This window comes from Micromonospora sp. MW-13, from assembly GCF_003434305.1.
In the GTDB taxonomy this organism is placed as follows: Bacteria; Actinomycetota; Actinomycetes; order Mycobacteriales; family Micromonosporaceae; genus Micromonospora.
The window spans coordinates 58,038-79,643 of record NZ_QKKX01000054.1 but is presented as its reverse complement, the minus strand read 5'-3'; the positions used below and the strand labels follow the sequence as shown (position 1 = coordinate 79,643).

Genomic DNA, 21,606 nt, shown 5'->3' with positions numbered 1-21,606 from the left:
ACCGGTCGGATTTCCCACGCGCAGCGCCTCCCCCGGGCGGGGCCACGCTCGGCCGCCACGGCCGCTATGCCGACCTCACACCCGAGGCCATGTCGGGCCGTCTGATCGACCGCCACGGCCGGCCGTCACTGGTAGCTGATCAGTTCGAGCAGAGTTCCGTCGGGATCGCGGAAGTAGACACTCCGGCCGTGGCCACGCCCGCCGTCGCGGTCGACCGGCCCGGTCTCCACGGCGACGGCGTGCCGCTGGAGATGGTCGAGAATCTCGTCCACCGTTCCGGGCCAGGAGAAACACAGATCGCTGCCGCCGGGGGCGACAGGAAGACGAGCGACCAGCGTCCCGACGTCCAGGCCGGGGCCGTGAACATTGAGCTGCTGGTCGCCGAACCGGTACGCGACCCGGCCGCCGGGATGCCCGACGACCTCGGCACCGAGCACATCCCGGTAGAAGGTCGCAGACCTGTCCCAGTCGCTCACCGCGATCACGCAATGATCGAGCCTGATCTCCCCGCGCACGGCCCGAACGCTAACAGCACGGCAGGTCCGGGGGAATCGGAACGGACGACGCTCGACGGGCTGCCCCGTGCCAGCCCGTCGAGCGCCCCGGCCGATCGTCAGGCGGGCACCGGGACCCGTCCACGGCCCCGCCGGCCCCGGCGGTCGGGCGTCACCCCGTCCGGCTCACCGCCGGGCGGTTCCGGGTCGTCGTGACCGCCCTGGGCCGACAGGCCGACCTCACCGGCCCTGGCGACATCGCCGGAGGGTGCCTCGCCGTCAGGCAACGGGGACAGGTCGTCCCCGCCGTCGACGCCCAACTCCGTCAGCTCGTCGTCGGCGGGATCGGCCCGGTCGTCGAAGGGGTCCCCCGCCAGGTTCTCGAAGTCGGGGCCACCGGCCGGGTCCCGCCCTGCGTGCGGGGCGTCGAACGAGCCCCGGGCCGGATCGAAGCCGCCCGGCTCGAAGTCCTCGTCGAGGGGACGGTCGGCCGCCGAGGCGGGCGCCTGCCCCCGCGGGACCCGCTCGGTCGGCTCCCCGTGCACCCGGCTCTCCGCCTCGGCGTCCTCGACGGCGCTCGTGGCCATGCTCGGCCGGTTGCGCAGGAACCGCCCCCGCCCCCGGGCCAGGTCGTGCCCGACCGCGACCGCCTCCATCTCGTAGAGGGTGCGGTGGTTGCCGGCCTCGTCGGTCCAGTCCCGGGTGTAGAGGCGGCCGGCCACCACGACCGGGTCGCCGACCATCACCGAGGAGGCGACCCCCTCGGCCAGCTTGCGCCAGCAGTTGACGCGGACCCGAAGGCTGTTGCCGTCGACCCACCGGCCGCTGTCCCGATCGAGCCGGCGGGCGGTGGAGGCGACCTTGAAGTTGGCCACCAGCGTGTTGCTCTGGGTGGTGCGCCGCCACTCGGGCGCGGTTAAGACATTTCCGACAATTGTTACGTAGGTGTCGAACATCGTCCCTCCAGGGGAGAACCGGGGACTTGCCATGCGAGTCGACTCACCGCCGAGCCTGGCCGCCCCGGCCGCCCGTCGCCATCGGCCGGTCGCCACCTGTGGACAACGGGGCGGCCTGTGGACAACAGCCTGATCAAGGTCCCGGTGTGCTATGTCCCCTGGTGGGGTCAACGTCCTCGGCCGGCGGCCGGTCGCCGGGTCGCGTAGAGCCGGGGCGTTTCCGGACGGACCGTTACTGGGTACAGCCTTGATCAACCGAGCACCACCGACGGCACGCCGGCCGACGACAGGCGACCCGCCGTCCGATCAGAAGGGCCACGGAAGATGACTCTCTGCCGACTCCGTACGACCGGTTCCGTCCGTACCGAGGGCGAGGTGCGCCGATGAGCGCCGTGGCGAACCCCGCGACCGTGTCCGAGTGTCTGCGCGTCGGCACCGGGTTCTCCCGGGGCGACCGGAACTGGATCGCCGAGCAGTTCGCCACCCTCGACGCCCGGCTGGCCGGCTTCCACGCCGACGCCACCGAGCTGGAGGTCTCGGTGAAGGACCGGGAGGTCCGGGGGCAGAAGGTCACTCTGGAGTGCTGGATCGCCGGCCGGCAGAAGATCGTCACCACCTCGACGGAGGAGGACCTGCACGCCGCGCTCAACGACGTGCGCGACGACCTGCGCCGCCGGCTCAACGACGCCAAGACCCGGCAGGAGCCCCGGCACAACAAGCACCTGCGCGACACCGGCCAGGCCGAGGCGGGACCGGACGAGGTCGCTCTCGACGACGTCGTCCGGGTCGACGCCGAGCCGGCCTGATCGGAAACCGGACCTGACCGGCGGGAGGGTGGGACGCGTCCCACCCTCCCGCTTCGGGGCTACCGCCTGGTAGGTTCCCGGCGTACCGTCGCGGTCGTGGAACCGGACGTGCTGGGGCCGCCGTACGAGCGGCAGACGATCGACCTGGGCACCGACGACGAGGGTCCGGTCGTCGCGACCCTGGTCCGCCGCCGGGCCGAGCGCCCCACCGGGCGGGCCGTGCTGTACGTGCACGGCTACGTCGACTACTTCTTCCAGACCCACGTGGCCGACTTCTTCGCCGCGCGCGGCTGGGACTTCTACGCCCTCGACCTGCGCAAGTACGGCCGCAGCCTGCTGCCGCACCAGACCCCGAACTTCTGCCTCGACCTCGGCGACTACTTCCCCGAACTGGACGCCGCTGCGAAGATCGTCCGGGACGACGACGGCCACGGCACCCTGCTCGCCATGGGCCACTCCACGGGCGGCCTGGTCATCTCGCTGTGGGCGGACGCCCGGCGCGACGCCGGCATCGTCGACGGGCTCGTCCTCAACAGCCCCTTCTTCGACATCAACGCCCCCTGGGTGGTGCGCAGACCCCTCGCCGCCGCCGTCTCCCGCCTGGCCCGCCGGGCGCCGCGCCGCATCCTCCCCGCCGGCCTCGGCTCGGTGTACGGCGAGAGCCTGCACGCCGAGCGGCGCGGCGAGTGGACGTACGACCTGGCGTGGAAGCCGCTCGCCGGGTTCCCCGTCCGGGCCGGCTGGCTGTCGGCGGTCCGCGCCGGCCAGCGGAAGCTGCGGGCCGGCCTCGACATCGGCGTACCGGTGCTGTTGGCCTGCTCCACCCGCAGCTTCCGGGGCACGAAGTGGCACGAGTCGGCCGCGCTCGCCGACGCCGTGCTGGACGTGGAGCACATGGTCCGCTGGGCACCCCGCCTGGGCCGGCACGTGACCCTGGCCCGCTTCGACGGCGGGTTGCACGACCTGACCCTCTCCGGCCCCGCCGTACGGGAGAAGGTCTTCGCCGAGGTGGGCCGCTGGGCGGAGGCGTTCCTCGGCGCCGGGCCGACGCCCGCGGCCCCAACGAGCCGTCAGCCGGCCGAGGGCGTTGTCGGGCAGCGAGCGGGCGTCGGCGGGCAGGGTGCGGAGGCGATTGCGCCGAGCTGACGGGGGAACAAACTGGGGTGCCCGGCGCGGTCGGGTCGTGCGACCCTGGCAGGAGGTCGACGCCCTGCCCCGTCGCACCCGCTCCCGCAGGTGCGGCGGTACCCTTCTGGCGCGACACCCACCACGCGCGCCCGTAGCTCAGCGGATAGAGCAGGGGACTTCTAATCCCAAGGCCGCAGGTTCGAATCCTGCCGGGCGCACAGGTACTTCTCTCAGCCGGATGGCTCCCGTGGAGCTATTCGTGGAGCTATCGAGCTACTGTCGGCCCCGTGGCAGGCGTCAAGCGGCAACGTGGCGAGATCATGAAGCTCCCCAGCGGGTCACTCCGCGTGAGGGTCTACGCGGGTGTCGACCCGCTCACTGGCAAGCGGCACTACCTCACCGAGACGGTCCCGGCCGGTCGGACCGCCGAACGAGAGGCGGAGAAGGTACGTACCCGCTTCCTCAACGAGGTTGACGAGAAGCGCAGCCCACGCACCCGAGCGACGCTGAACCAACTGCTCGACAAGTGGTTGGATGTCGCCGACATCGAAGCGACCACCCGTATGGGCTACGTGAACAAGCTCAACAAGCACGTTCGGCCGGTGCTCGGCAAGCTGGCGCTGACCCGGCTAGATGCCGAGACGTTGGAGTCGTTCTACGCGAGCCTGCGCCGCTGCCGTGACTGGTGCGGAGGCAAGGCGTACGTAAAGCACCGGGTGCAGGGTGAGCACACCTGCACGGCGAAGTGCCGGCCGCACGTCTGCAAGCCGCTCAGCGCCTCGTCAGTGCGGCAGATCCACTGGATCCTCAGTGGTGCCCTCAGCCGCGCCGTCCGGTGGCGCTGGATCGCCGTCAATCCCGCCGGGCAGGCCGAGCCACCCGCGCCCCCGCATCCCGACCCACAGCCGCCGAACCCGGCCGACGCCGCGCGCATCATCAACGAGGCGTGGCGCGATCCGGACTGGGGCGCGCTGGTCTGGCTCGCCATGACGACGGGCGCCCGGCGCGGCGAGCTGTGCGCGCTGCGCTGGCACCATCTCGACCTGGCCGCCGGTGTGCTGACGCTGCGGCGCAGCTCCTACCTGGACGCAGACGGCGAGCTGCGAGAGAAGGACACCAAGACGCACCAGCAGCGGCGGGTAGCGCTCGACCCGGAAACGATCGAAGTGTTGCGCGAGCTGCACGGCCGGTACATCGAGCGCCTGGCACAGCTCGACGCGGACGCCGATCCCGCCCACTACGTCTTCTCCCCCGAGCCGGACAACAACCGCGGCTACCGGCCCGACACCATCACCCAGCGGTACGGCCGACTCGCCACCCGGCTCGGCATCAACAGCCACATTCACGCCCTGCGCCACTACTCGGCAACCGAACTGATCAACGCGGGAGTCGACGTGCGGACAGTCGCCGGACGTCTCGGCCACGGTGGAGGTGGAACGACGACGCTCCGGGTCTACGCCGCTTGGCTGTCAGAGTCAGACCAGCGTGCGGCCGGGACGCTGGCCGCTCGAATGCCGCCGCGCCCTGTCACGCCAGCTCAAGGCACTTCGTCGAGCAGCCCGTACCAAGTGATAGCGGCTGAGCTACGCGAGCAGATCGCCACTGGTCAGCTTCGGCCCGGCGACCAACTCCCTGCCGTTGCCGAGCTGGCTGTAGCGCACGGCGTTTCGGTCGGAACCGCCCATCGCGCCGTAGCGCTGCTGGTGGCGGAGGGCTTGGTAAGCGTCGTCCGAGGCCGCCGGGCAACCGTCGCGCACCCTCGCGATGAGCGGAAGTCAAAGCGGATGGATGCCGCCACTTAACAGCCCCTTGCAACCAGGCAGAAGTGTCGCACCTCCGACAGCGCATTACTGCCGTTTGCGCGCGCCTGAAGTCGTGTGTTATCCGCCCATCCGCCACGCGCACTGACGCCGACCTGCAGCGCTCACGTACAAGGGACCGGACACCAATGGCATCGCGTAGGATGCGACAGTCCGATGCGGAACCTGGAGGAGCACGTGCAGCTCGATAAGCATCTGAGGCAAGCCGAATGAGCACCCGCAGGTATCAGAACAGGCGTCGCCATCGGAGTCCCTACCGCCGCTTCCTCGATGTCGAGGCAGTGGTGATCGGCCGCGTGATCGATGAGGCGACTCAAACCGCGCTCAGATTGCTCCCCGGAGGCCCCCTGGTCACATCGACTTCCTTCGCCACCTCTGTCGTCACGCCAGAGGAGCGATCGGCGGTCGAGCATCTCATAGAGCAGAATTTTGACGCCTGGCTCTACTTCGAGAACACCGGTCCCCGGCAGGTCGCCTTCCGAATCCCCAGCCGAATGCTATCGGCAGAGACCATCGCTCCATACGTGGTTGGCGGTTCCCACGAAGGCGTGCAGGTGGAGACCGACGCCGAGGATCTTATTTTGCGGCTTATGTTCTACAGCGAGGATGCCGAGGGATTCAATCTCAACCGCGACGGCATAGGGTGGCTAGATTTCATCGCTCCAGTCCGCCAAGAGCTTATGTCGGGCAGGCTTGACGTACTCGAACTAGGACCCAAATTTGGCACGTTCTGGGATTTTGTCGGGGGTGAGCCGGACCTGCCCGCGGGATACGGCCTATCGAAAGCGTCCCGCATTCTGGCTGCATACTTACTTGTCGGACCCGACGACCTAGATTGGTGGCAGATCGACCGGGCCGAGGAATTCTTCTCCAACCTGTCGAAAACAGTTCAGGATCTTACGCCCCTAGCTCAATGGGAGTTCGTTGCCGCCGATCCCGAAAAGTCGTTCCAGATCACTCTGGGTAAGTTCCCTAACGGATCCAGCTATGGCAGTTGGTACATCGTGGCCACAGACCCCCGTAGCGACCAGTTGGTTTGCGAAACCGAGAGTGAGGCCCGTAGCTTTTACCACGATGAGGCGCTCCGACTGCAAAGACTTAACGATCCTGGCCGATGGCGCCAGATCATCAGCGAAGAGAGCTGACTGCTGGTCGTCAGCGACGGCCGAGGGTGCAGAGGAATCGTGGGCATTTCTACGGCCCCCTGCTATTACTGTAGCTGCCCGCACCCTCCGCGACTGGGCGATCGCCCTGCTCGGCATGATGGGCCCATGCGTTTGCTGGTGCTCGGCGGAACCTGGTTCGTAGGACACTCGATCGTCACGACTGCGCTCGATGCCGGCTGGGAGGTGACGACGTTCAATCGGGGCACTTCGGATCCCTTCCTGGAGGCTGTGCGGCCCATCCGGGGTGATCGAACCTGTCCGGAGGATGTCGCCGCCCTCGCTGCTGCCGGCCCTTGGGATGCCGTGGTCGACACCTCGGGATACGTGCCGAGGAACACTCTCGACGTGGCCCGTACGCTCGCTCCTGTCGCCAGTCGCTACGTCTTCATGTCGACGGTCAGCGTCTATCGGGACTGGCCGCTGAAGCCGCTCAGCGAGCGGTCCGAGGTGCTCTACTGCCCGCCGGACGCCGGCCCGGACTACGGCACCGACACCGAGGACGGACCGACGCAGTACGGCTACCAGAAGTCCGGCTGCGAGGCAGCAGCCGCCGCCGCGTTCGGAGCTGACCGGACCACGATCCTGCGCCCCGGTGTCGTGCTCGGCCCGCGCGAGTACGTCGGCCGCCTGCCGTGGTGGCTGCGCCGGGTGGCTGCTGGTGGAGACGTCCTGGCCCCCGGCTCCCCCGACCGCACGATTCAGCCGGTCGACGTGCGCGACCTGGCCGCGTTCGCACTTCACACCATCACCGAAGAATCCTCCGGCGCCTTCAACGTCTCTGCCCCGGTGGACGGCGCCACCTTCGGCGGACTACTGGCGGACTGCGCCCACGCGACCCGTGCTGACGCCTCCTTCGACTGGGTGCCCGACGAGGTGTTGCTCAGCCAAGGCGTCCGGCAGTGGTCCGAACTGCCACTCTGGCGCACGTTCGACGGCGTGTGGCGCGTCGACACAGCCAAGGCTCAGGCTGCCGGCCTCCGTTGTCGGCCGCTCTCCCTGACCGTCCGCGACACCTGGCGGTGGATGGTGGAGAGCGGCGAAGTCAGCAACCACGACCGGGCCGCCGAGATCGGCATCAGCCCGGAGAGGGAAGCCCAGGTGTTGGCCGCCTGGCGGCAGCAGTCAGGTCAGCGGGCGCGCTGAGGTTTCCGACAGCCAGACCGAGACGCGCTCGGCAAGCTGGCGCGCGTCCCCATCGCGGTCCCACGGCGACTGGCTCAGCAGGCGCTCGATCCGCGACAGCCGGCCAGTCAGCGAGACATTGCGCTTCTGCGGCGGCAGGTCCAAGACGGTACGCAGTGCTTCGGCTGCACCGTCCTTGTCTCGCATGTGGAGGTGCGCAGCGGCCACGTCGATCTGCGTCCCGTTGATCTGCGAGTACGGCCGCCTGGGCGACGGCAACGCCTCGTACACCTGCAACGCCTCTCGGGCGTACCTCGCGGCCTGTTCACCGTTGCGGAGGTCAAGCCATGCCGCCGCGGCACATGCCGCCGCCCGCGCGTCGCCGAATGCGAACTCTCCGCCGGTAACGGTGGCAAGTTCGTCGGGTCGGTCCGCCGCCGCCTCTCTGTCTCGCTGGGCCGCCTCCAAAACGGCCGCGACCGAATCGGAGTCGGCAAGCAGAGCGTGAGAGCGGGCAGCGACGTAGCGAAGCCTCAGTCTCGGCTCGCCCTCCGGTGCCGTTCGCATGGCCCGAGCAAAGTAGCTCAGCGCGGAGTCAGGCTCGTTACGCCAGTTTGCCAGCGTCATTTGCAGGCCATAGGTCCACGCCTTCAATGACGCATGTCCGGCCAAGTCGGCGTATTGCGTCGATGCCCTGGCCAGCGCCGCCGATTCGTTCCAGTGCCCGAGATCGAATGCGGTGGAGGCCATCAGGGAAGCACTCTGGCCAATAACCACGTAGAGGTCGGCCAACTCGACGGGCCGACGCGTGCGCTCCACCAAAGCCCTTGCCTCGTCCCGCAGCCAGCGGGCGCTGCTGAAGACATCGAAGGCTGCCATGCCTCCCGACCGGGCGAGCAACCTAACGTCTTCCTGCAAGGACTCGATAGAGTCGTGTGGCAGGGCCAGGCTCAGCAGCAGGGAATCATTGGCGACCGAGTCGGCAGCAGCGCTCACAGCATTAACAACACTGCCGCCGCTGCCAGCATTTCCCTCCGGGCGCCTCGCGCTGAGCATTTCGAAGAACCGGGAGCGAGCCGAATCCGCGACACGGTCCAAGGCGGCATTAAGCACGTCTTGGTTAGCATTCCCGGGAATGGTGTCGGGCCGACTATGCCAGTACGCGACCGTCCTTGTCGCGATTCCCAGCCACCCGGCGAACCCTTCGTTCGTCATTCCGGCGGCAGCTTGAAGCGAACAAGCGAGACTGCCTGTCCAGCGATCTACCGTCGCCACCGTGGTCTCCCGAGCTTGCAAGTTGCATCGGATTGCCGAGCGTTGCACTGGCTTTGCATGGGCGCTCCGCTCCTTTTCGACTTCACTGGGTCCCAGCAAGCCGGACGGAACGCCAAGCACAGACTACTGAGGAGACTCCCGTGGCTGAACCCCTCGCCGCCAAGAACGACCGCCCTCGGTTCCGGTCGGTCGCGGACACCGCAACGATTCTCGGCATGTCGGAGGTGACCCTCTACCGGGCGATTCACGCCGGCCAGTTCCCCGCCATCAAGGTCCGTGGCCGCTTCGTGATTCCGGCACGCGCCATCGACGACATGGAGGCATCCGCGCTGGCGTACGGCCTGGTGGACGCCAGCAACTACGCGTTGCGGCCTGCCGGGTGACCGCTACCGGGCGGCCCGCTTTGGTCCTGGCGGCGCAGGCGGGACGTTGTGCTCACGAGCGAGCTTCCGGACGTAGGCACCGCTGAACGGCGACAGCCGCTCGACCTCAGCCGGACCGACGCCATCACGGAGTGCCGCAACCACCGCCGCCACCACCGCATCGCGTGCGGCCTCGTGAGCAGCTTCGGTACGCCGATATCGCCTTGTAGCTGCTGACAGCTCGTCTCGCGCATCACTCATCGGACCAACATACCGCTACCCCCTTGCGCAACAGACCCGCGTATCGCTACCTTGTTGCGCAACCAAGGCGCGCATCTAGAGCGCCTGACCAGTCAGAAGGGACATGCAAGTGACTGAGGCGAACCACTCCCCCGACGTCGAGCCGAACGCCGCTGAACTCTCCGAGATTGAGCAGGAATTGCCGCTGATCGAGGCCGAGGTTCTGTTGCTCGACGCGCAGATCGTCGTACTGACCAGCGACGCCGGCCCGACCGAGTTGGACTGGCAGCGGCTTCGTCGGGCGCAGCGCCGGGTGCTGCGTGAGGCGCGTGCCCTGCTCGCCGTTCGCTCGGCCGACGGCCGGGCCGCGTAGGCGGGTAGCGACATGAGCCGTCGCTACCCGATCCCCCGCCCCGCTGACGACCCCCGCTTCACGTTCGGTCTGGCGCTGGACGTGGCCCAGGTGCTCGCCGCGCACGGCTACCCGGCGATGGCCGAGCCGTACGACGGGTGCGGAGCGGACCTGGTGGACCTGCAACAAGCCCTGTTCTCGCTCATCTACGGCATAGACGTATCGGAGGGACACCTGTCATGACCGCCCCCACGCTGTCGGCCTTCCCCCGGCCGGTCGAAGACCTGATCCCCGCCGCCCGCGACCTGGCCGACCAGCTCGGCGAGATCCCGTCGCGCAACCGCATCAAGAAGGAACTGCGGGTGGGTGGTCCGAAGGCTGACGCGATCCTCGCCGCTCTCGCCCGCACCGACGCCCCCCGGGCCACCACCGAGCCCACCACCGACCCGGCCGACAGCGTCCCGGACCCGATCGCTGACCCGGTCCCGGCACCGGACCTGCCGCCGGCCGGCGACGGCATCCCGCCGGTCCTGTCGGAGCAGGCAGCACCCGTCGCAGACCTGGGCACCAACATCGCGACCGAGGCGATTCCGGCCGACTCGCCGGACAACCGGCGGGCGGTGGTGTGGCCGGTGGTGCTGCTGGCGCTGCCCGCGTTCGTGGCGATCTGGTCCGGGTGGGTCGGACTCGGCGGACTCACCGGGTTCGGGGTGGTGCACCCGCTGCCGGGCATCTGGGACAGCTTCTCCATCAACTCCGCGATCACCCTGCCGATCGGGGTCGAGACGTACGGCGCATACGCCCTCTATGTGTGGCTGTCCGGTCGGGTGCCGGACCTGGCCCGCCGGTTCGCCAAGTGGTCGGCCATCGCCTCGCTGCTCGTCGGCGCGCTCGGCCAGGTCGCGTACCACCTCTTGGTTGCGGCCGGGGTCACGTCGGCCCCGTGGTGGATCACCACCGCCGTGGCCTGCCTGCCGGTCGGGGTGCTCGGCATGGGCGCCGCCCTGGCACACCTCGTCCGGACGCACGACTAGCGCCGCCCGGCGGCGCGGCCACCTGGCTACCAACCTGCGCCGCGCCGCCGGCCCTCCACCCCTCAGCCAACGACCTCGGGAGAGACCACCCATGTTCGCAGATCCCACCGGCCGCCACGCTGCCGCGTTCGCTGCCGTGTTCGTCGCCCTCTACGTCGCCCACCAGGTCGCCGACCACTGGGTGCAGACCCAGCACCAGGCCGACTGCAAGGGTCAGCCCGGCTGGACCGGCCGCATCGCCTGCGCCGCCCACGTCGCCGCCTACACCGCCACCGCCGGCCTGGCGCTGGTGTTCCTGATCGCCGGCACCGGCCTGCGGCTCGACCCGTGGGGTGTGGCGGTCGGGCTGACTATCTCGGCGGTCACCCACTACATCGCCGACCGGCGCACCCCGCTTCGCCGGATCGCCGCCGCTCTCGGCTCGGCCGACTTCTACACCCTCGGCGCACCCCGCCCCGGCCGCGACGACAACCCGAGCTTGGGCACCGGGGCCTACGCCCTGGACCAGTCGTGGCACATCGGCTGGCTGTTCATCGCCGCCCTGTTCTGCGCCGCCTGACCACCCTCACCGAAGGAGATCCCCTGATGGCAAGCATCTCGATCGGCAGCGCCGGACGCGTCAGCAGCGGCGGCAAGCAGTTGTGGTGCCCGGCCTGCGGCAACGAGACCAGCTGGCGCGACATCAGCGCCAACAACCAGCGCACCCAGGCCACCTGCGGCAACTGCGGCAACCGCATCTCCGTCAAGAACTGACCCTGCTGCCCGGCGGCGCGGCCACCTGGCTACCAACCTGCGCCGCGCCGCCGGCCCTTCCCCACCGCCACAACCCCAGATGGAGGAACACCCAACATGACGTCCCCCCAAGACGACGACCGATTCGACTGGCGGGCCGCCGAGCGCGACCTGACCGGAGATACCCCCGACGCGAACGTGGTCGACCTGGACGCCGCCCGTACCGCCCGCATCAACACCGACCCCGACGACGGCGGGCCGCTGCTGGTCGACTCCCCGGCCGCGCAGCGCACGCCGCGGTTCACCCTCGACGGCGTACGCACCGGTCAGCGGCGTCCGATCCTGCCAGCCTGGCTGCGCTCGCGCGCCGAACTGCGCGACACGATGCGGTGGGCGGTTGGGCACCTCCTGCACACCACCGCCTACCACGCCACCCGCACTCCGAAGTACGCCGGCAAGTTGGCGCTGCGTGCTCCGGCCGGCGCGTGGCGGATGCTGTCCGGGGCGACCCGGTGGCTGTTCGACTGGGAAGGCGAACCGGTCCGACAGGCCACCGTCCGCCGAGAGAATGCCGAGGACTACCTCAAGCTGTCCCGTCAGCGTGACCGGCGAGTGCGGTGGCGCGGCATCGTCGCCACTTTCACCCTCGCCATCGCCCTGGCCGGTGGCGTGGCAGTCGCTCTCGCGCCGGAGTGGGCGCGGTGGGCCGTGCTGGCGCTGCTGGTGACGCTGTGCGGGATGTTCGGTCAGCCGGCCGACAAGCCGCTGCTCGACACCGCCGTGGTCGTGCCTCGGGTCGCCCGGCTCACCTCCGACGTGGTGGTGCGCGCCCTGGCGGTGCTCGGCATCTCCGGCATCACCCAGGCCATCGCCAAGCAGGGCAACCGCGCTATCGCCTTCACCGCCCCGATCACCCGCGACGGGCCGGGGTGGCGGGCCGACATCGACCTACCGCCGGGCGTAACCGCCGGGGACGTCATCGAGCGGCGCGACCGGCTCGCCGCCGGCCTCACCCGGCCTCTGGGCTGTGTGTGGCCGGAGGGGCAGCCGGAGGTGCACCCCGGCCGACTGCTGCTGTGGGTCGGAGATCAGGACATGGCCGCCGCGAAGCCGGCTGCCTGGCCGCTGCTCAAGGCGTCCGGCGGTTTCGACCTCGCCAAGCCGGTGCCGTTCGGCACCGACCCACGCGGCCGGATCATCACCTTCGACCTGCCGTACACGAACCTGCTCATCGGGTCGATTCCCGGCTACGGCAAGACTGCCGCCACGCAGGTTCCCATGCTCGCGGCGGCGCTGGACCCGTACGCGGAACTGTGGTGCTTCGACTTCAAGGGCACCGGCGGACTCGACCCGTTGGAGAAGGTTTCGGCGCGGTATGCGTCGGGGCAGGACGACGACACCGCCGAAGAGGGCCTGATCGCCCTGCGGGAGCTGCGCAAGGAGTGCCAGCGCCGCGCCGCCGTCATCAAGGGCCTGCCGAAGGCGGTGTGCCCGGACAACAAGGTCACCCCCGAACTGGCCCGCCGCCGCAAGCTCGGTCTGCACTGGCTCGTTGTCGCTCTGGACGAGGTGCAGGAACTGTTCTCTCACCCGGAGTTCGGCAAGGAAGCCGGAGAGCTGGCCGAGAAGGTCATCAAGCTCGGTCGCGCCCTGGGCGTCATCCTCGTCGTGGCCACCCAGCGGCCCGACGCCAAGAGCCTACCCACCGGCGTCAGCGCGAACGCGGGTACGCGGTTCTGCCTGCGGGTCATGGGTCAAATCGAAAACGACATGATCCTTGGCACCTCGGCGTACAAGAACGGCATCCGGGCAACCATGTTCGCCAAGAAGGACAAGGGCGTCGGCTACCTCGTCGGCGCCGCCGACGACGCACAGATCGTCCGCACCTTCTACGTCGACGGCCCCACCGCCGAGAAGATCACCGACCGGGCACGCGCCCTACGCGAAGCAGCCGGCACCCTGACCGGCCACGCCATCGGACAGGCCGCACCGACCCCGGCCGTGCGCCGGGACACCCTCTTGGACGACATCCTCACCGTCGTTCCCGCGACGGAGCCGAAGGTGTGGGCGGAGACGCTGACCGAGCGGCTCGCCGAGCTGAACGCCGACGCGTACGGAGACCTGACCCGCGATCAGCTGACGGCCGCGCTCAAGCCGTACGGCATCACCACGGGGCAGGTATGGGGCACCGACCCCACGACCGGCAAGGGCGCGAACCGGCGCGGCATAGAACGCGCCCACATCGCCGATGCGGTGGCGGAGCGTAACAAGCGGCGCGGCGACAAAGCCGCCTAACCCGGACAGCGTGTGGTTGCTAGGTCTAGCGGCACTCCCCGCTAGACCTAGCACCCCCGCTAGCGACCAATCCCAACCCTGGCCAGCGCCCTAGCCACTAGCGGCGTCAGCCCTCCGCATCCTCAAACCGGCTCGTGGAGGCGTTTCGTGACCACCATCGCCCTGCTCGCTAGCCTCGCCACCTTCGGTTACGCAGTGTGGTACCTGATCCTGTGCGCCATCGCCCCGTGGGGGCGCTGCCGCCGCTGCCGGGGCCGCCGCAACCACCGCACCGCCATCGGTACCCGGCGCGACTGCCGCCGCTGCGAGGGCACCGGCCACCGCGTCCGTATCGGCCGCCGCATCGCCGAGTACATGCGGGCCGAGTACCGGGCAGGCAACCAGTGAAGCGCCGCCCCGGCAGCCAACGGCACACCGGGTGGTGCGCCCGAGACCACCGCTGCAACCTCGGCGAACACCGCTCCGACGAAATCCTGGTCGACCTGCCCGGCCATGCACGGGCCGTTCTCGTCCGCGTACGCGCCAGCGACGGCCGCGAGCACGCCGAGATCCGCGTACGGGTCGCCCTGGCCGACGTCGACCCGGCCGCCCGCCGCCAGCTCGGCACCCTGCTCGCCGGCCTGCGCGACCTGGTGACCCGCGCCGCCGCGATCCGCCGGCCGTGCCCCGGCCGCACCGTCGCCTGACTCGCCCTCCCGACCCACGACAGGAGCACATCATCGTGACCCGACCGCCCGCGCACGACCACGCCTCCGAGCAGGCCGTGATCGGCGCTGCGCTGCTCAGCCCGTCCGTCGTCGCCGACCTCGCCGCGACGCTCACCCCGGCCGACTTCCACCGGCCCGCTCACGGCCGACTGTGGGAAACGCTCTGCGCGATGCACGCCGCCGGCGAACCCGTCGACCCGATCGCCCTGGCCGCCCGACTCGCCGCAACCGGCGACCTCGCCAAGGTCGGCGGCGCCCCCTACCTGCACACCCTCATTGCCGCCGTGCCCACCACCGCGAACGCCGGCCACTACGCCCGGATCGTCGCCGACCACGCCCGCCGCCGCCAGGTCGCCGACCTCGGCACCTACTTCGCCGAGAAAGCCGACCAGGGCGCCGACGTCGCCGACATCCTCGCCACCGGCCGCGCGATGCTCGACCACGCCGCCACCGGCACTCAATGGGCACCGCTAATCCCGCTCGGCGACCGCCGACACCTCCCCGAGTTCCCGGCCTACGTGCTGCCCGAGTGGGTCGCCGAGCACGTCTACGCCGTCGCCGAGTTCACCCAAACCCCCATCGACCTCGCCGGCTGCATCGCCCTGGCCGCCCTGTCCACCGCCGCCGGAGGCCGCGCCGAAGTAGAGGTACGCGGCTCCTGGCGCGAGCCAACGAACCTGTTCACCGTCGTGGTGTTGCCGCCCGGCTCCCGCAAGTCAGCCGTGTTCGCCGCCATGACCGGGCCGCTGCTCGCCGCCGAGAAATCCCTTGTCGAGCGGACCAAACCGGCGATCGTGGAAGCCGAACTCGCCGCCCGCGTCGCCGGCAAAGCGGCGGAGAAAGCCGCCATCGCCGCCGCGAACGCCGACACCTCTGGCCGAGACACCCTGCTTGCCGAAGCGACCGCCGCCGCGATGAACGCCGACGCCGTCACCGTCCCCGTCCTACCCCAACTGGTCGCCGACGACGTCACCAGCGAAGAAGCCGCCTCCCTACTCGCCGAGCAAGGCGGACGCCTCGCCGTCCTCTCCCCGGAAGGCGGGATCTTCGCCACGATCGCCGGCCGCTACTCCGGCACCCCCAACCTCGAAGTGTTCTTGAAAGGCCACGCCGGGGACATGCTGCGCGTCAACCGCCGCTCCCGCGCCCCCGAACACGTCGAACACCCCGCCCTCACCCTCGGCCTGGCCGTACAGCCCGACGTGCTGCGCGACATCGCCGACATGCCCGGCTTCCGAGGCAAGGGCCTGCTCGCCCGCATCCTGTTCAGCCTCCCCGAGAACACCGTCGGCCGCCGAAAGATCGGCGCCGACCCGGTACCCGAGCACATCGCCACCGCTTACGCCGCCAACCTCGGCACCTTGGTCGCCAGCCTCGCCGAATGGACCGACCCGGCCGTGCTCCCACTCACCCCGGAAGCCAACGAACGGGTACTGGACATCGAAAGGGCCGTTGAACCACGCCTTGCCCCCGGCGGCGCCTGGGGACACGTCGTGGACTGGGGCAGCAAGTACACCGGCGCAGTGGTCCGCCTCGCCGGGCTGATCCACCTCGCCGAACACCTGCGCGACGGCTGGGGCAAACCCGTCACGGCCGAGACCATCGAGCGGGCCGCACTGCTCGGCGAATACTTCGCCGCTCACGCCCTGGCCGCCTTCGACGACATGGGCACCGACAAGAGCACCCGGTACGCCCGGCTCGTGCTCGCCTGGATCGAGCGCACCGGCTCAACGACCTTCACCAAGAAGGAGCTGTACCGGTCCGTCCGCAGCCAGATCCCCACCGCCGCTGACCTCGACCCTGTGCTGTCCCTACTGGAAATTCACGGGTACCTGCGCCAACTCGACCCACCCGCCCGCACCGGCGCCGGACGGCCCCCGTCGCCCGTGTTCCTCGTCCACCCCGACGTGCACCAGGCCGCCGGCACCGTCCACGCCCTACCCGCGACGACAGGCCGTAGACCCGCATAGCCTCCTGGTCTAAATGGCCGCAATGGCAGAAACCCCGTTTGGTCGGGGTTTCTGCCATTCCCGCCATTTAGACCAGCGCCCGACTGCTACCGCCACGCCCACCCACTGCCGCGAGAGGCGACCGCTCTCGTCGTCCCACTGGTCTCTCAGCAGGCCGGGATGGACGGCAACGCCGGCATGGACTCTCCGGGTTTACGCCGCGTGGCTGTCTGAGTCCGACCAGCGGGCCGCCGGGACACTGGCCGCCCGAATGCCGTCGCGCCCGGTCGCGCCGACGCAGCGAACCGTGGCGAGCAACCCCTACCAGACGATCGCCGGAGAGCTGCGCGAGCAGATCGCGGAGGGTCAGCTGCGGCCCGGTGACCAAGTCCCCGCGGTTACCGAGCTGGCTGCGGCGCATGGCGTCTCGGTCGGCACCGCTCACCGCGCCCTGGCGCTGCTGACGTCGGAAGGTCTGGTGAGTGTTGCCCGACATCGCCGCGCGACCGTGGCAGGTGCCGAGTAACGGCCGAAAACGCGACGGCGGTACGACATACGATCGCGGAGTTCGTGGACCAGATCCTCGCTCGTCCTGGCCGGCTTCTCCGACAGGGCGGTTCGTGCAGCTGGCATGGACGCCTGGACGGCCGAAGCCTGGACGGCCGAATTTAGGATGCCAGCGCCAAGTCGGATTTGCTAACGTGAAATGCCGTTCCGGCAGTGGAATCGCGAACGATTGGTAAGTCATGGCCGAATCAGAAAGTCCAACCTCCACGTCAGAGCTGATTGACCCTAGCTGGTGGAACTCCATAGTCGAGGCCAGCGGAGACTCCAATATCAGCTCGATGTCATTTCGCTTTCAAGCAGCGGCGCGGGAGGTCGAAGTCGGGGAGTTCAAGCGACTGGTCCTCGACGCGCTGGCAATCGCCACTTCTCCCATGCTGGTGCCCGACAATTGGCTCGATCCTTTCGCTCCCATGATTCAGACCTCTACTCATCGCTCGGCCATGCCATCGGACCTCACTGCTAATCAACTGAGGGTACTAGCGAGCTTGGCGCCCCTCGTAGAGCATGCAGGGCTCCGTGCGCGCGTAGCCGATATAGCCTGGACTTATGGTGATCGCAGAGACGGTGCCCTGCTGGCTACAGCCATCGATGCGTATCGCGAAAGTCCGCTAGAGGCATCGTCGTGGTATCACGACGGCGAGGAGTCGTGGCGGCGCGCTTTGGAGTTAGGGCTACGGAGAGGAAGGGCAGAGCGTCGACGCGTCGAGGAAATGAGCGAGGCACTCAAGACGAGGATCCTAGCTGCGAGCGTTCCTGACTCGTTCCTAACCGTACAAATTTCGGCCCTCCTTCTTGGCATACGCGCCCTAAATCCGACTGACAGGCGTTCGGTAGCAGACCACTGCCGGTCTCTAGCCGCAGACGCCGCAGGCAATGGAGATCAGCGTTTGGCGCGAGCACTCAACCGCCAAGCTGTTAGTTGGTATAAGCGCATCGCGGACGCCGAAGCCGCCAACCAATGCCAAGCTGCGGTGGCAGAGGCCTATGCCGCAGAGGCGCAGCAGCGACTCTGCGGTGGGTCGCCCAGCGCCATGATTGCCAGCCACTTCCTTGAAAAGGCGGTAGCCACCCTTACCTCGTTGCCTAATAGTTATCGGGTGGCCGCAGGTCTTGATACTCGACTGGCCGAGTTGCGTAAACTGTTGGAGGAGAACCGCCTTAACTCCCTCGACGAGATGGTCGCAATCGAGAGTGAAGGAATCGATCTCACTGACTACATTGAGAGTGCACGTGCGGCCGTCCGGGGTGCCGAACCGCTTGAAGCCCTTGCGCGCCTCGGCAGCATTTACCCGATCGTTAATCCTGAGCAAGTCTTTGCCTCGGCTACGGAGCGGGTCCGTGGCAGCATTGCGCGATTATTCAGTAGCTCCACTTTCGCGCACGATGGCCGCAAGGTTGCCTCCAACGCCGGAAGTTCATCTGTGGACAAGCCATCCGGAAGCCAAGTAGTTACGGATCCAGATGCGGTGGATCCAGCGATATGGTCCGAGGTAGTGCGAGAATTGGGTATGCGGGTCCAGATCGCAAGCCAAGGTCGGATCTTGCCTGCACACGCAATGATCGTTATGGAACACCAATACAGCAAGTCCAATCTTTTAGGGATATGCCAGGAGTGTCCATTTGTCCCTGCAAGCCAGGAGGCACTGTGGGCTCTAGGCCTATGGCATGGCCTTAATGGCGATTTTGCTTCATCCGCCTTCATTCTAGTCCCTCAGCTTGAACAATTGGTGCGCCAGGGGTTGAAGCGGAACGGCGCCTACACGTTACTTGTTGATGAAATGGGAGTGGAGACCGAGAAGGGGCTATCGGCGCTCCTGAGGATGCCCGAGGCGATTGATTTTCTCGGGCCCGGCCTAGCCCTTGAGCTACGCACCCTGCTTTGCGAGCAACAGGGTCCGAATCTCCGGAACAATTTGGCTCACGGCCTTGCGACCGACGCTGAGGTCTGGAGCCATAGTGCGGTATACGCTTGGTGGCTATGCCTCCGCATCGTCGCTCACTCGGTGTTCCAGATGCGAGCGCAAGGAGCGACGCCAGAGGCGAACAAAGATTTGGACTCCGATCAGCGCAGTGAGCAAGTTCAGGAGGATCGGGTAGGCGAAAGACCGGCCGGCGTCTCCGGCGAGGTAGAGGATGCAGATGCTCCGCGGCCAGGGGACGAGAGCAACTGAGCAACCCCTCCCGCCATGGCGACCACCCAATCACCCACCACCTAGCCACCGGTGACCGACGCATCGGCCCACCGCCGGCACGACTCGGTCGCCGATAAACCATGGAATCCATCATCTACCCGGAAGCTAGGATGTGTCATGCCCACTCCGAGCCCTTCCCTCGCAGCCCATCTCGACGGACTCCCTCAGGATGATCGCGGGTTCGCCGTTCCCGCCGAAGTGCCATGGATGTCCGACAAGCCAGCATTATCAAAGTTTAATCCTTACAGGACAGCCGCCCTCGCATTTCTATACGCGTGCAACGTGTGCGGGTTTCCCCTGCTTGCCGGAAATCCCGTTTATCGGGTGTTCACGCAAAGAGACGCGGCGTTCTCCCGCCTAGATCCTAGAAGTGACGAGCTTGGGATGGCGGGCCATCTATCTTGCATGCTCTATTCGGCCATGGTCTGCCCATACTGGCGAACGCCTGCCGCTCGGCTCGGGAGAGACAGCACGATCGCGCCTGGCGCTCAACGCGGAACGCGGCCAGCCGTCCAGGGATTTAGCGGAATCTCCTTATTGCTTCCCGCCGGAGGAAATGTTTTCGGCCCCGAGGGCCCAGACGTCTGCTTCTTGTACGAAAACCTAGTCGACGACAACCCGTTTCGGGAGCCAGCAGATCTGTTGCCAAGGTACCTGGAAGTCATGGCCGCCGAATCAGAAGAGATCCTGGATGGATCACGTCGGAATTACTGGACAGGCTCGCCGGAGGATCTAAAGCGTCTCGGCACCTTCGTAATGCGAGGAATGAAGGCGCTTGCCCGGCAAAGGGCCGACGAGATGCTCATTGTCCGAGGCGAGCAGAAAGCTGCGTTCTGCCTACCGGTCGAAATTTGATCACCCAAATCTGCCTAATCCCCTGTTAGGGCACCTCAAATCATGGAGCCTGGTGCAGGCATCGCGATTTCCGGCGTCCTACTTACCGCCATTTGAAGGGCCACCCCATCATGACGAAGACGGCGAAGATTCTCGCATACGCCCGGAAGCAGGCGGACGAACTCGAGAAGGATATGCGTTGGGTCGCGAGCGAGCATAGCCCAAGTCGGGGCTACTGGATCTCGACCGACTACCAAATGCTTACGAAGATAGTCGCGCGAGCCGCAGCGGCACAGGAGTTTCTACGACAGTACTCGGGCGCAGAAAGCTTCTGGACTGAACGTGCCAACTTCTTGTATCAAAACAAGGGTGACAACCAATCAACTGAATCCGGGGCTCGGGCCATCGGCGAATTGCTGCGGGCATGGGCAGAACAGGTTGAGGCAGGCGTCATTGAAATAGTCGGCTCTAGGGCCTGGATTGAGGTTGGCCAGGCAAGCACCGACGTCATGAGCCAAGTTCGTCAACTCAACGAGAATCCAGACGCACACCCTGCTGCTGCTATCGTCCTATGCGGTGCGGCCCTCGAAGTCGCCCTACGTGCGGTCGCGGATAATCGTGGCATCGCCATGGAAGAACGGCCCACCTTTTCGGTTCTCATAAGGGCACTCCGCCGGGCGCAACTTCTTACCGTTCAAGACGTCAAAGACCTAGAGCAATGCTCAGGGCTTCGAAACCTGGCTGCACATGGGCAATTTGAGACACTCAGCTCCGAACGCGCCGGCCTCATGGAGCAACAGACGAATTTGCTACTTCGTCGTCTCAGCGACTTACTGCTCGCGACCTCGGAAGTTGTTACCCAAGCCGAGCAACCGCGCTGACTTCCTCGCTGCGCGTCTCAGACATCCTGTCGGCCCTGCCCTACAGAGGACGGCCATGTCCTCAGACTGTTGACGGGGCGGGGTCCGCCTACTCGACTCCGCCAGGGCAGAGGTCCCCAGGATGGCGAGGCTGACAAGCCCTGCCGCTGGTCAGCGGCGCGAGCTGCCCGCGAAGCGGGCCACGTTGAAGTGGTGCAGCAAGCCTGAAGAACAAGGCTCAGCACGCTCAGTTCGCTGGGAAGCGGATGTTACACAGAGTAACTAGATGTCAGGCACCAGGATTCCTTAGCGCGTCCGGCCATGGAGCTATTCGTGGTGCGAAATGCAGGCTGCCAACGAAAACAGAGCTAGCTAGAGCAAGCGTTTTTGCAGCTAGCGAAGATACTGAAACCAGGGATCAGGGCCTGAATGCCACTTCTAATCCCAAGGCCGCAGGTTCGAATCCTGCCGGGCGCACAGCTACTTTCCTCAGTCGACCGGACCCGTTGAGCCGTCGGTCGACCTGGATCACCAGCGCAGAATCGAGCCGAGCAGGCCGACACCCACGAGCAGCATCGCGACGGCGGCGAGCTTGAACCATCGAGCCTTGCGGCGCGACCGCCGCGCTGCGGCGGTCGCGACACCGAAGCGGAGATACCCGGCGGCGACGAACACGAAGTAGGCGAGGACGGCGCGGGAGGTGGGCTCCACGGTC

Annotated in this window: 22 protein-coding genes, 1 tRNA gene and 1 pseudogene; 20 read left to right on the top strand and 4 right to left on the bottom strand. The window is 67.6% G+C overall.

Features of this window, described 5'->3' with window-relative positions:
* Positions 1–125 precede the first annotated feature (125 nt).
* Both C5N14_RS23960 and ssb read right to left on the bottom strand, forming a co-directional pair.
* A complete protein-coding gene (locus tag C5N14_RS23960; RefSeq protein WP_117670862.1) occupies positions 126–515 on the bottom strand; it encodes a VOC family protein in 390 nt (129 codons plus the stop codon).
* Between the two features lie 98 nt (positions 516–613).
* A complete protein-coding gene (gene ssb, locus C5N14_RS23955; protein ID WP_117670860.1) occupies positions 614–1,450 on the bottom strand; it encodes a single-stranded DNA-binding protein in 837 nt (278 codons plus the stop codon).
* Positions 1,451–1,833: 383 nt separating this feature from the next.
* On the opposite strand from ssb, the gene C5N14_RS23950 reads away from it, so the two are divergent.
* The 6 genes from C5N14_RS23950 (at position 1,834) to C5N14_RS23925 (ending at position 7,513) form a co-directional block, all read left to right on the top strand.
* A complete protein-coding gene (locus tag C5N14_RS23950; RefSeq protein WP_117670858.1) occupies positions 1,834–2,256 on the top strand; it encodes an HPF/RaiA family ribosome-associated protein in 423 nt (140 codons plus the stop codon).
* Between the two features lie 96 nt (positions 2,257–2,352).
* The gene (locus tag C5N14_RS23945) at positions 2,353–3,402 is read left to right on the top strand and encodes an alpha/beta hydrolase (RefSeq protein ID WP_243639988.1); all 1,050 of its coding nucleotides are present in this window, start codon (positions 2,353–2,355) and stop codon (positions 3,400–3,402) included.
* Between the two features lie 127 nt (positions 3,403–3,529).
* Positions 3,530–3,602, top strand: a tRNA-Arg gene (locus C5N14_RS23940).
* A gap of 102 nt (positions 3,603–3,704) precedes the next feature.
* Positions 3,705–5,186: a tyrosine-type recombinase/integrase gene (locus C5N14_RS23935; protein ID WP_117670978.1), complete on the top strand. Its 1,482-nt coding sequence runs from the start codon at positions 3,705–3,707 to the stop codon at positions 5,184–5,186.
* 227 nt (positions 5,187–5,413) lie between these two features.
* Positions 5,414–6,349 (top strand): hypothetical protein, encoded by a 936-nt coding sequence (locus tag C5N14_RS23930; protein ID WP_128763654.1) that lies wholly within the window; start codon positions 5,414–5,416, stop codon positions 6,347–6,349.
* A 126-nt stretch (positions 6,350–6,475) separates the two neighbouring features.
* The gene (locus tag C5N14_RS23925; RefSeq protein ID WP_117670854.1) at positions 6,476–7,513 is read left to right on the top strand and encodes an NAD-dependent epimerase/dehydratase family protein; all 1,038 of its coding nucleotides are present in this window, start codon (positions 6,476–6,478) and stop codon (positions 7,511–7,513) included.
* Here C5N14_RS23925 and C5N14_RS23920 read toward each other — a convergent pair.
* The gene (locus C5N14_RS23920) at positions 7,493–8,707 is read right to left on the bottom strand and encodes a hypothetical protein (RefSeq protein ID WP_243639983.1); all 1,215 of its coding nucleotides are present in this window, start codon (positions 8,705–8,707) and stop codon (positions 7,493–7,495) included. The two genes, C5N14_RS23925 and C5N14_RS23920, sit on opposite strands and share 21 nt — an antisense overlap.
* 200 nt (positions 8,708–8,907) lie before the next feature.
* Between C5N14_RS23920 and C5N14_RS23915 the strand changes: the two genes are divergently transcribed.
* The 14 genes and pseudogenes from C5N14_RS23915 to C5N14_RS31825 all read left to right on the top strand — a co-directional run bounded on the left by C5N14_RS23915 (position 8,908) and on the right by C5N14_RS31825 (position 20,912).
* Positions 8,908–9,150, top strand: a complete 243-nt coding sequence (locus tag C5N14_RS23915) for a helix-turn-helix domain-containing protein (RefSeq protein WP_117670852.1) — start codon at positions 8,908–8,910, stop codon at positions 9,148–9,150.
* A 343-nt stretch (positions 9,151–9,493) separates the two neighbouring features.
* Positions 9,494–9,742: a DUF6284 family protein gene (locus C5N14_RS23910; RefSeq protein WP_165878211.1), complete on the top strand. Its 249-nt coding sequence runs from the start codon at positions 9,494–9,496 to the stop codon at positions 9,740–9,742.
* Positions 9,743–9,754: 12 nt separating this feature from the next.
* A complete protein-coding gene (locus tag C5N14_RS23905; RefSeq protein WP_117670848.1) occupies positions 9,755–9,964 on the top strand; it encodes a hypothetical protein in 210 nt (69 codons plus the stop codon).
* Positions 9,961–10,755, top strand: a complete 795-nt coding sequence (locus tag C5N14_RS23900) for an ABC transporter permease (protein WP_117670846.1) — start codon at positions 9,961–9,963, stop codon at positions 10,753–10,755. Before C5N14_RS23905 ends, C5N14_RS23900 begins: the two co-directional genes overlap by 4 nt.
* Positions 10,756–10,846: 91 nt before the next feature.
* The gene (locus tag C5N14_RS23895; RefSeq protein ID WP_117670844.1) at positions 10,847–11,314 is read left to right on the top strand and encodes a DUF3307 domain-containing protein; all 468 of its coding nucleotides are present in this window, start codon (positions 10,847–10,849) and stop codon (positions 11,312–11,314) included.
* Positions 11,315–11,340: 26 nt separating this feature from the next.
* Entirely contained in the window at positions 11,341–11,508 is a 168-nt protein-coding gene (locus C5N14_RS32360; RefSeq protein ID WP_165878210.1) for a hypothetical protein, read from the top strand.
* A 96-nt stretch (positions 11,509–11,604) separates the two neighbouring features.
* Positions 11,605–13,782, top strand: a complete 2,178-nt coding sequence (locus C5N14_RS23890) for a cell division protein FtsK (RefSeq protein ID WP_117670843.1) — start codon at positions 11,605–11,607, stop codon at positions 13,780–13,782.
* Between the two features lie 147 nt (positions 13,783–13,929).
* On the top strand, positions 13,930–14,169 hold the full coding sequence (locus C5N14_RS23885; RefSeq protein ID WP_117670842.1) for a hypothetical protein: 240 nt from the start codon (positions 13,930–13,932) through the stop codon (positions 14,167–14,169).
* Positions 14,166–14,468 (top strand): hypothetical protein, encoded by a 303-nt coding sequence (locus tag C5N14_RS23880; protein WP_117670841.1) that lies wholly within the window; start codon positions 14,166–14,168, stop codon positions 14,466–14,468. Before C5N14_RS23885 ends, C5N14_RS23880 begins: the two co-directional genes overlap by 4 nt.
* Positions 14,469–14,503: 35 nt before the next feature.
* Positions 14,504–16,459, top strand: coding sequence for a DUF3987 domain-containing protein (locus tag C5N14_RS23875; protein ID WP_117670840.1), 1,956 nt, complete (start codon positions 14,504–14,506; stop codon positions 16,457–16,459).
* A gap of 181 nt (positions 16,460–16,640) precedes the next feature.
* Positions 16,641–16,964 (top strand): annotated as a pseudogene (locus tag C5N14_RS23870) (winged helix-turn-helix domain-containing protein); the annotation flags it as partial.
* 220 nt (positions 16,965–17,184) lie between these two features.
* A complete protein-coding gene (locus C5N14_RS23865; protein WP_117670839.1) occupies positions 17,185–19,176 on the top strand; it encodes a DUF4209 domain-containing protein in 1,992 nt (663 codons plus the stop codon).
* Between the two features lie 684 nt (positions 19,177–19,860).
* Positions 19,861–20,052 (top strand): hypothetical protein, encoded by a 192-nt coding sequence (locus C5N14_RS31830; protein ID WP_128763653.1) that lies wholly within the window; start codon positions 19,861–19,863, stop codon positions 20,050–20,052.
* Positions 20,053–20,162: 110 nt separating this feature from the next.
* A complete protein-coding gene (locus C5N14_RS31825; RefSeq protein ID WP_128763652.1) occupies positions 20,163–20,912 on the top strand; it encodes a hypothetical protein in 750 nt (249 codons plus the stop codon).
* Positions 20,913–21,419: 507 nt separating this feature from the next.
* On the opposite strand, the gene C5N14_RS23860 is transcribed toward C5N14_RS31825, so the two are convergent.
* Entirely contained in the window at positions 21,420–21,602 is a 183-nt protein-coding gene (locus C5N14_RS23860) for a hypothetical protein (RefSeq protein WP_117670838.1), read from the bottom strand.
* Between the last annotated feature and the right edge of the window lie 4 nt (positions 21,603–21,606).

Coding starts and splice junctions, on each gene's coding strand:
- ssb (WP_117670860.1), bottom strand. CDS start 1,450: ATGTTCGACACCTACGTAACAATTGTCGGAAATGTCTTAACCGCGCCC.
- C5N14_RS23950 (WP_117670858.1), top strand. CDS start 1,834: ATGAGCGCCGTGGCGAACCCCGCGACCGTGTCCGAGTGTCTGCGCGTC.
- C5N14_RS23935 (WP_117670978.1), top strand. CDS start 3,705: ATGAAGCTCCCCAGCGGGTCACTCCGCGTGAGGGTCTACGCGGGTGTC.
- C5N14_RS23930 (WP_128763654.1), top strand. CDS start 5,414: ATGAGCACCCGCAGGTATCAGAACAGGCGTCGCCATCGGAGTCCCTAC.
- C5N14_RS23925 (WP_117670854.1), top strand. CDS start 6,476: ATGCGTTTGCTGGTGCTCGGCGGAACCTGGTTCGTAGGACACTCGATC.
- C5N14_RS23920 (WP_243639983.1), bottom strand. CDS start 8,707: ATGACGAACGAAGGGTTCGCCGGGTGGCTGGGAATCGCGACAAGGACG.
- C5N14_RS23910 (WP_165878211.1), top strand. CDS start 9,494: ATGCAAGTGACTGAGGCGAACCACTCCCCCGACGTCGAGCCGAACGCC.
- C5N14_RS23905 (WP_117670848.1), top strand. CDS start 9,755: ATGAGCCGTCGCTACCCGATCCCCCGCCCCGCTGACGACCCCCGCTTC.
- C5N14_RS23900 (WP_117670846.1), top strand. CDS start 9,961: ATGACCGCCCCCACGCTGTCGGCCTTCCCCCGGCCGGTCGAAGACCTG.
- C5N14_RS23895 (WP_117670844.1), top strand. CDS start 10,847: ATGTTCGCAGATCCCACCGGCCGCCACGCTGCCGCGTTCGCTGCCGTG.
- C5N14_RS32360 (WP_165878210.1), top strand. CDS start 11,341: ATGGCAAGCATCTCGATCGGCAGCGCCGGACGCGTCAGCAGCGGCGGC.
- C5N14_RS23890 (WP_117670843.1), top strand. CDS start 11,605: ATGACGTCCCCCCAAGACGACGACCGATTCGACTGGCGGGCCGCCGAG.
- C5N14_RS23865 (WP_117670839.1), top strand. CDS start 17,185: ATGGCCGAATCAGAAAGTCCAACCTCCACGTCAGAGCTGATTGACCCT.
- C5N14_RS31830 (WP_128763653.1), top strand. CDS start 19,861: ATGGCCGCCGAATCAGAAGAGATCCTGGATGGATCACGTCGGAATTAC.
- C5N14_RS31825 (WP_128763652.1), top strand. CDS start 20,163: ATGACGAAGACGGCGAAGATTCTCGCATACGCCCGGAAGCAGGCGGAC.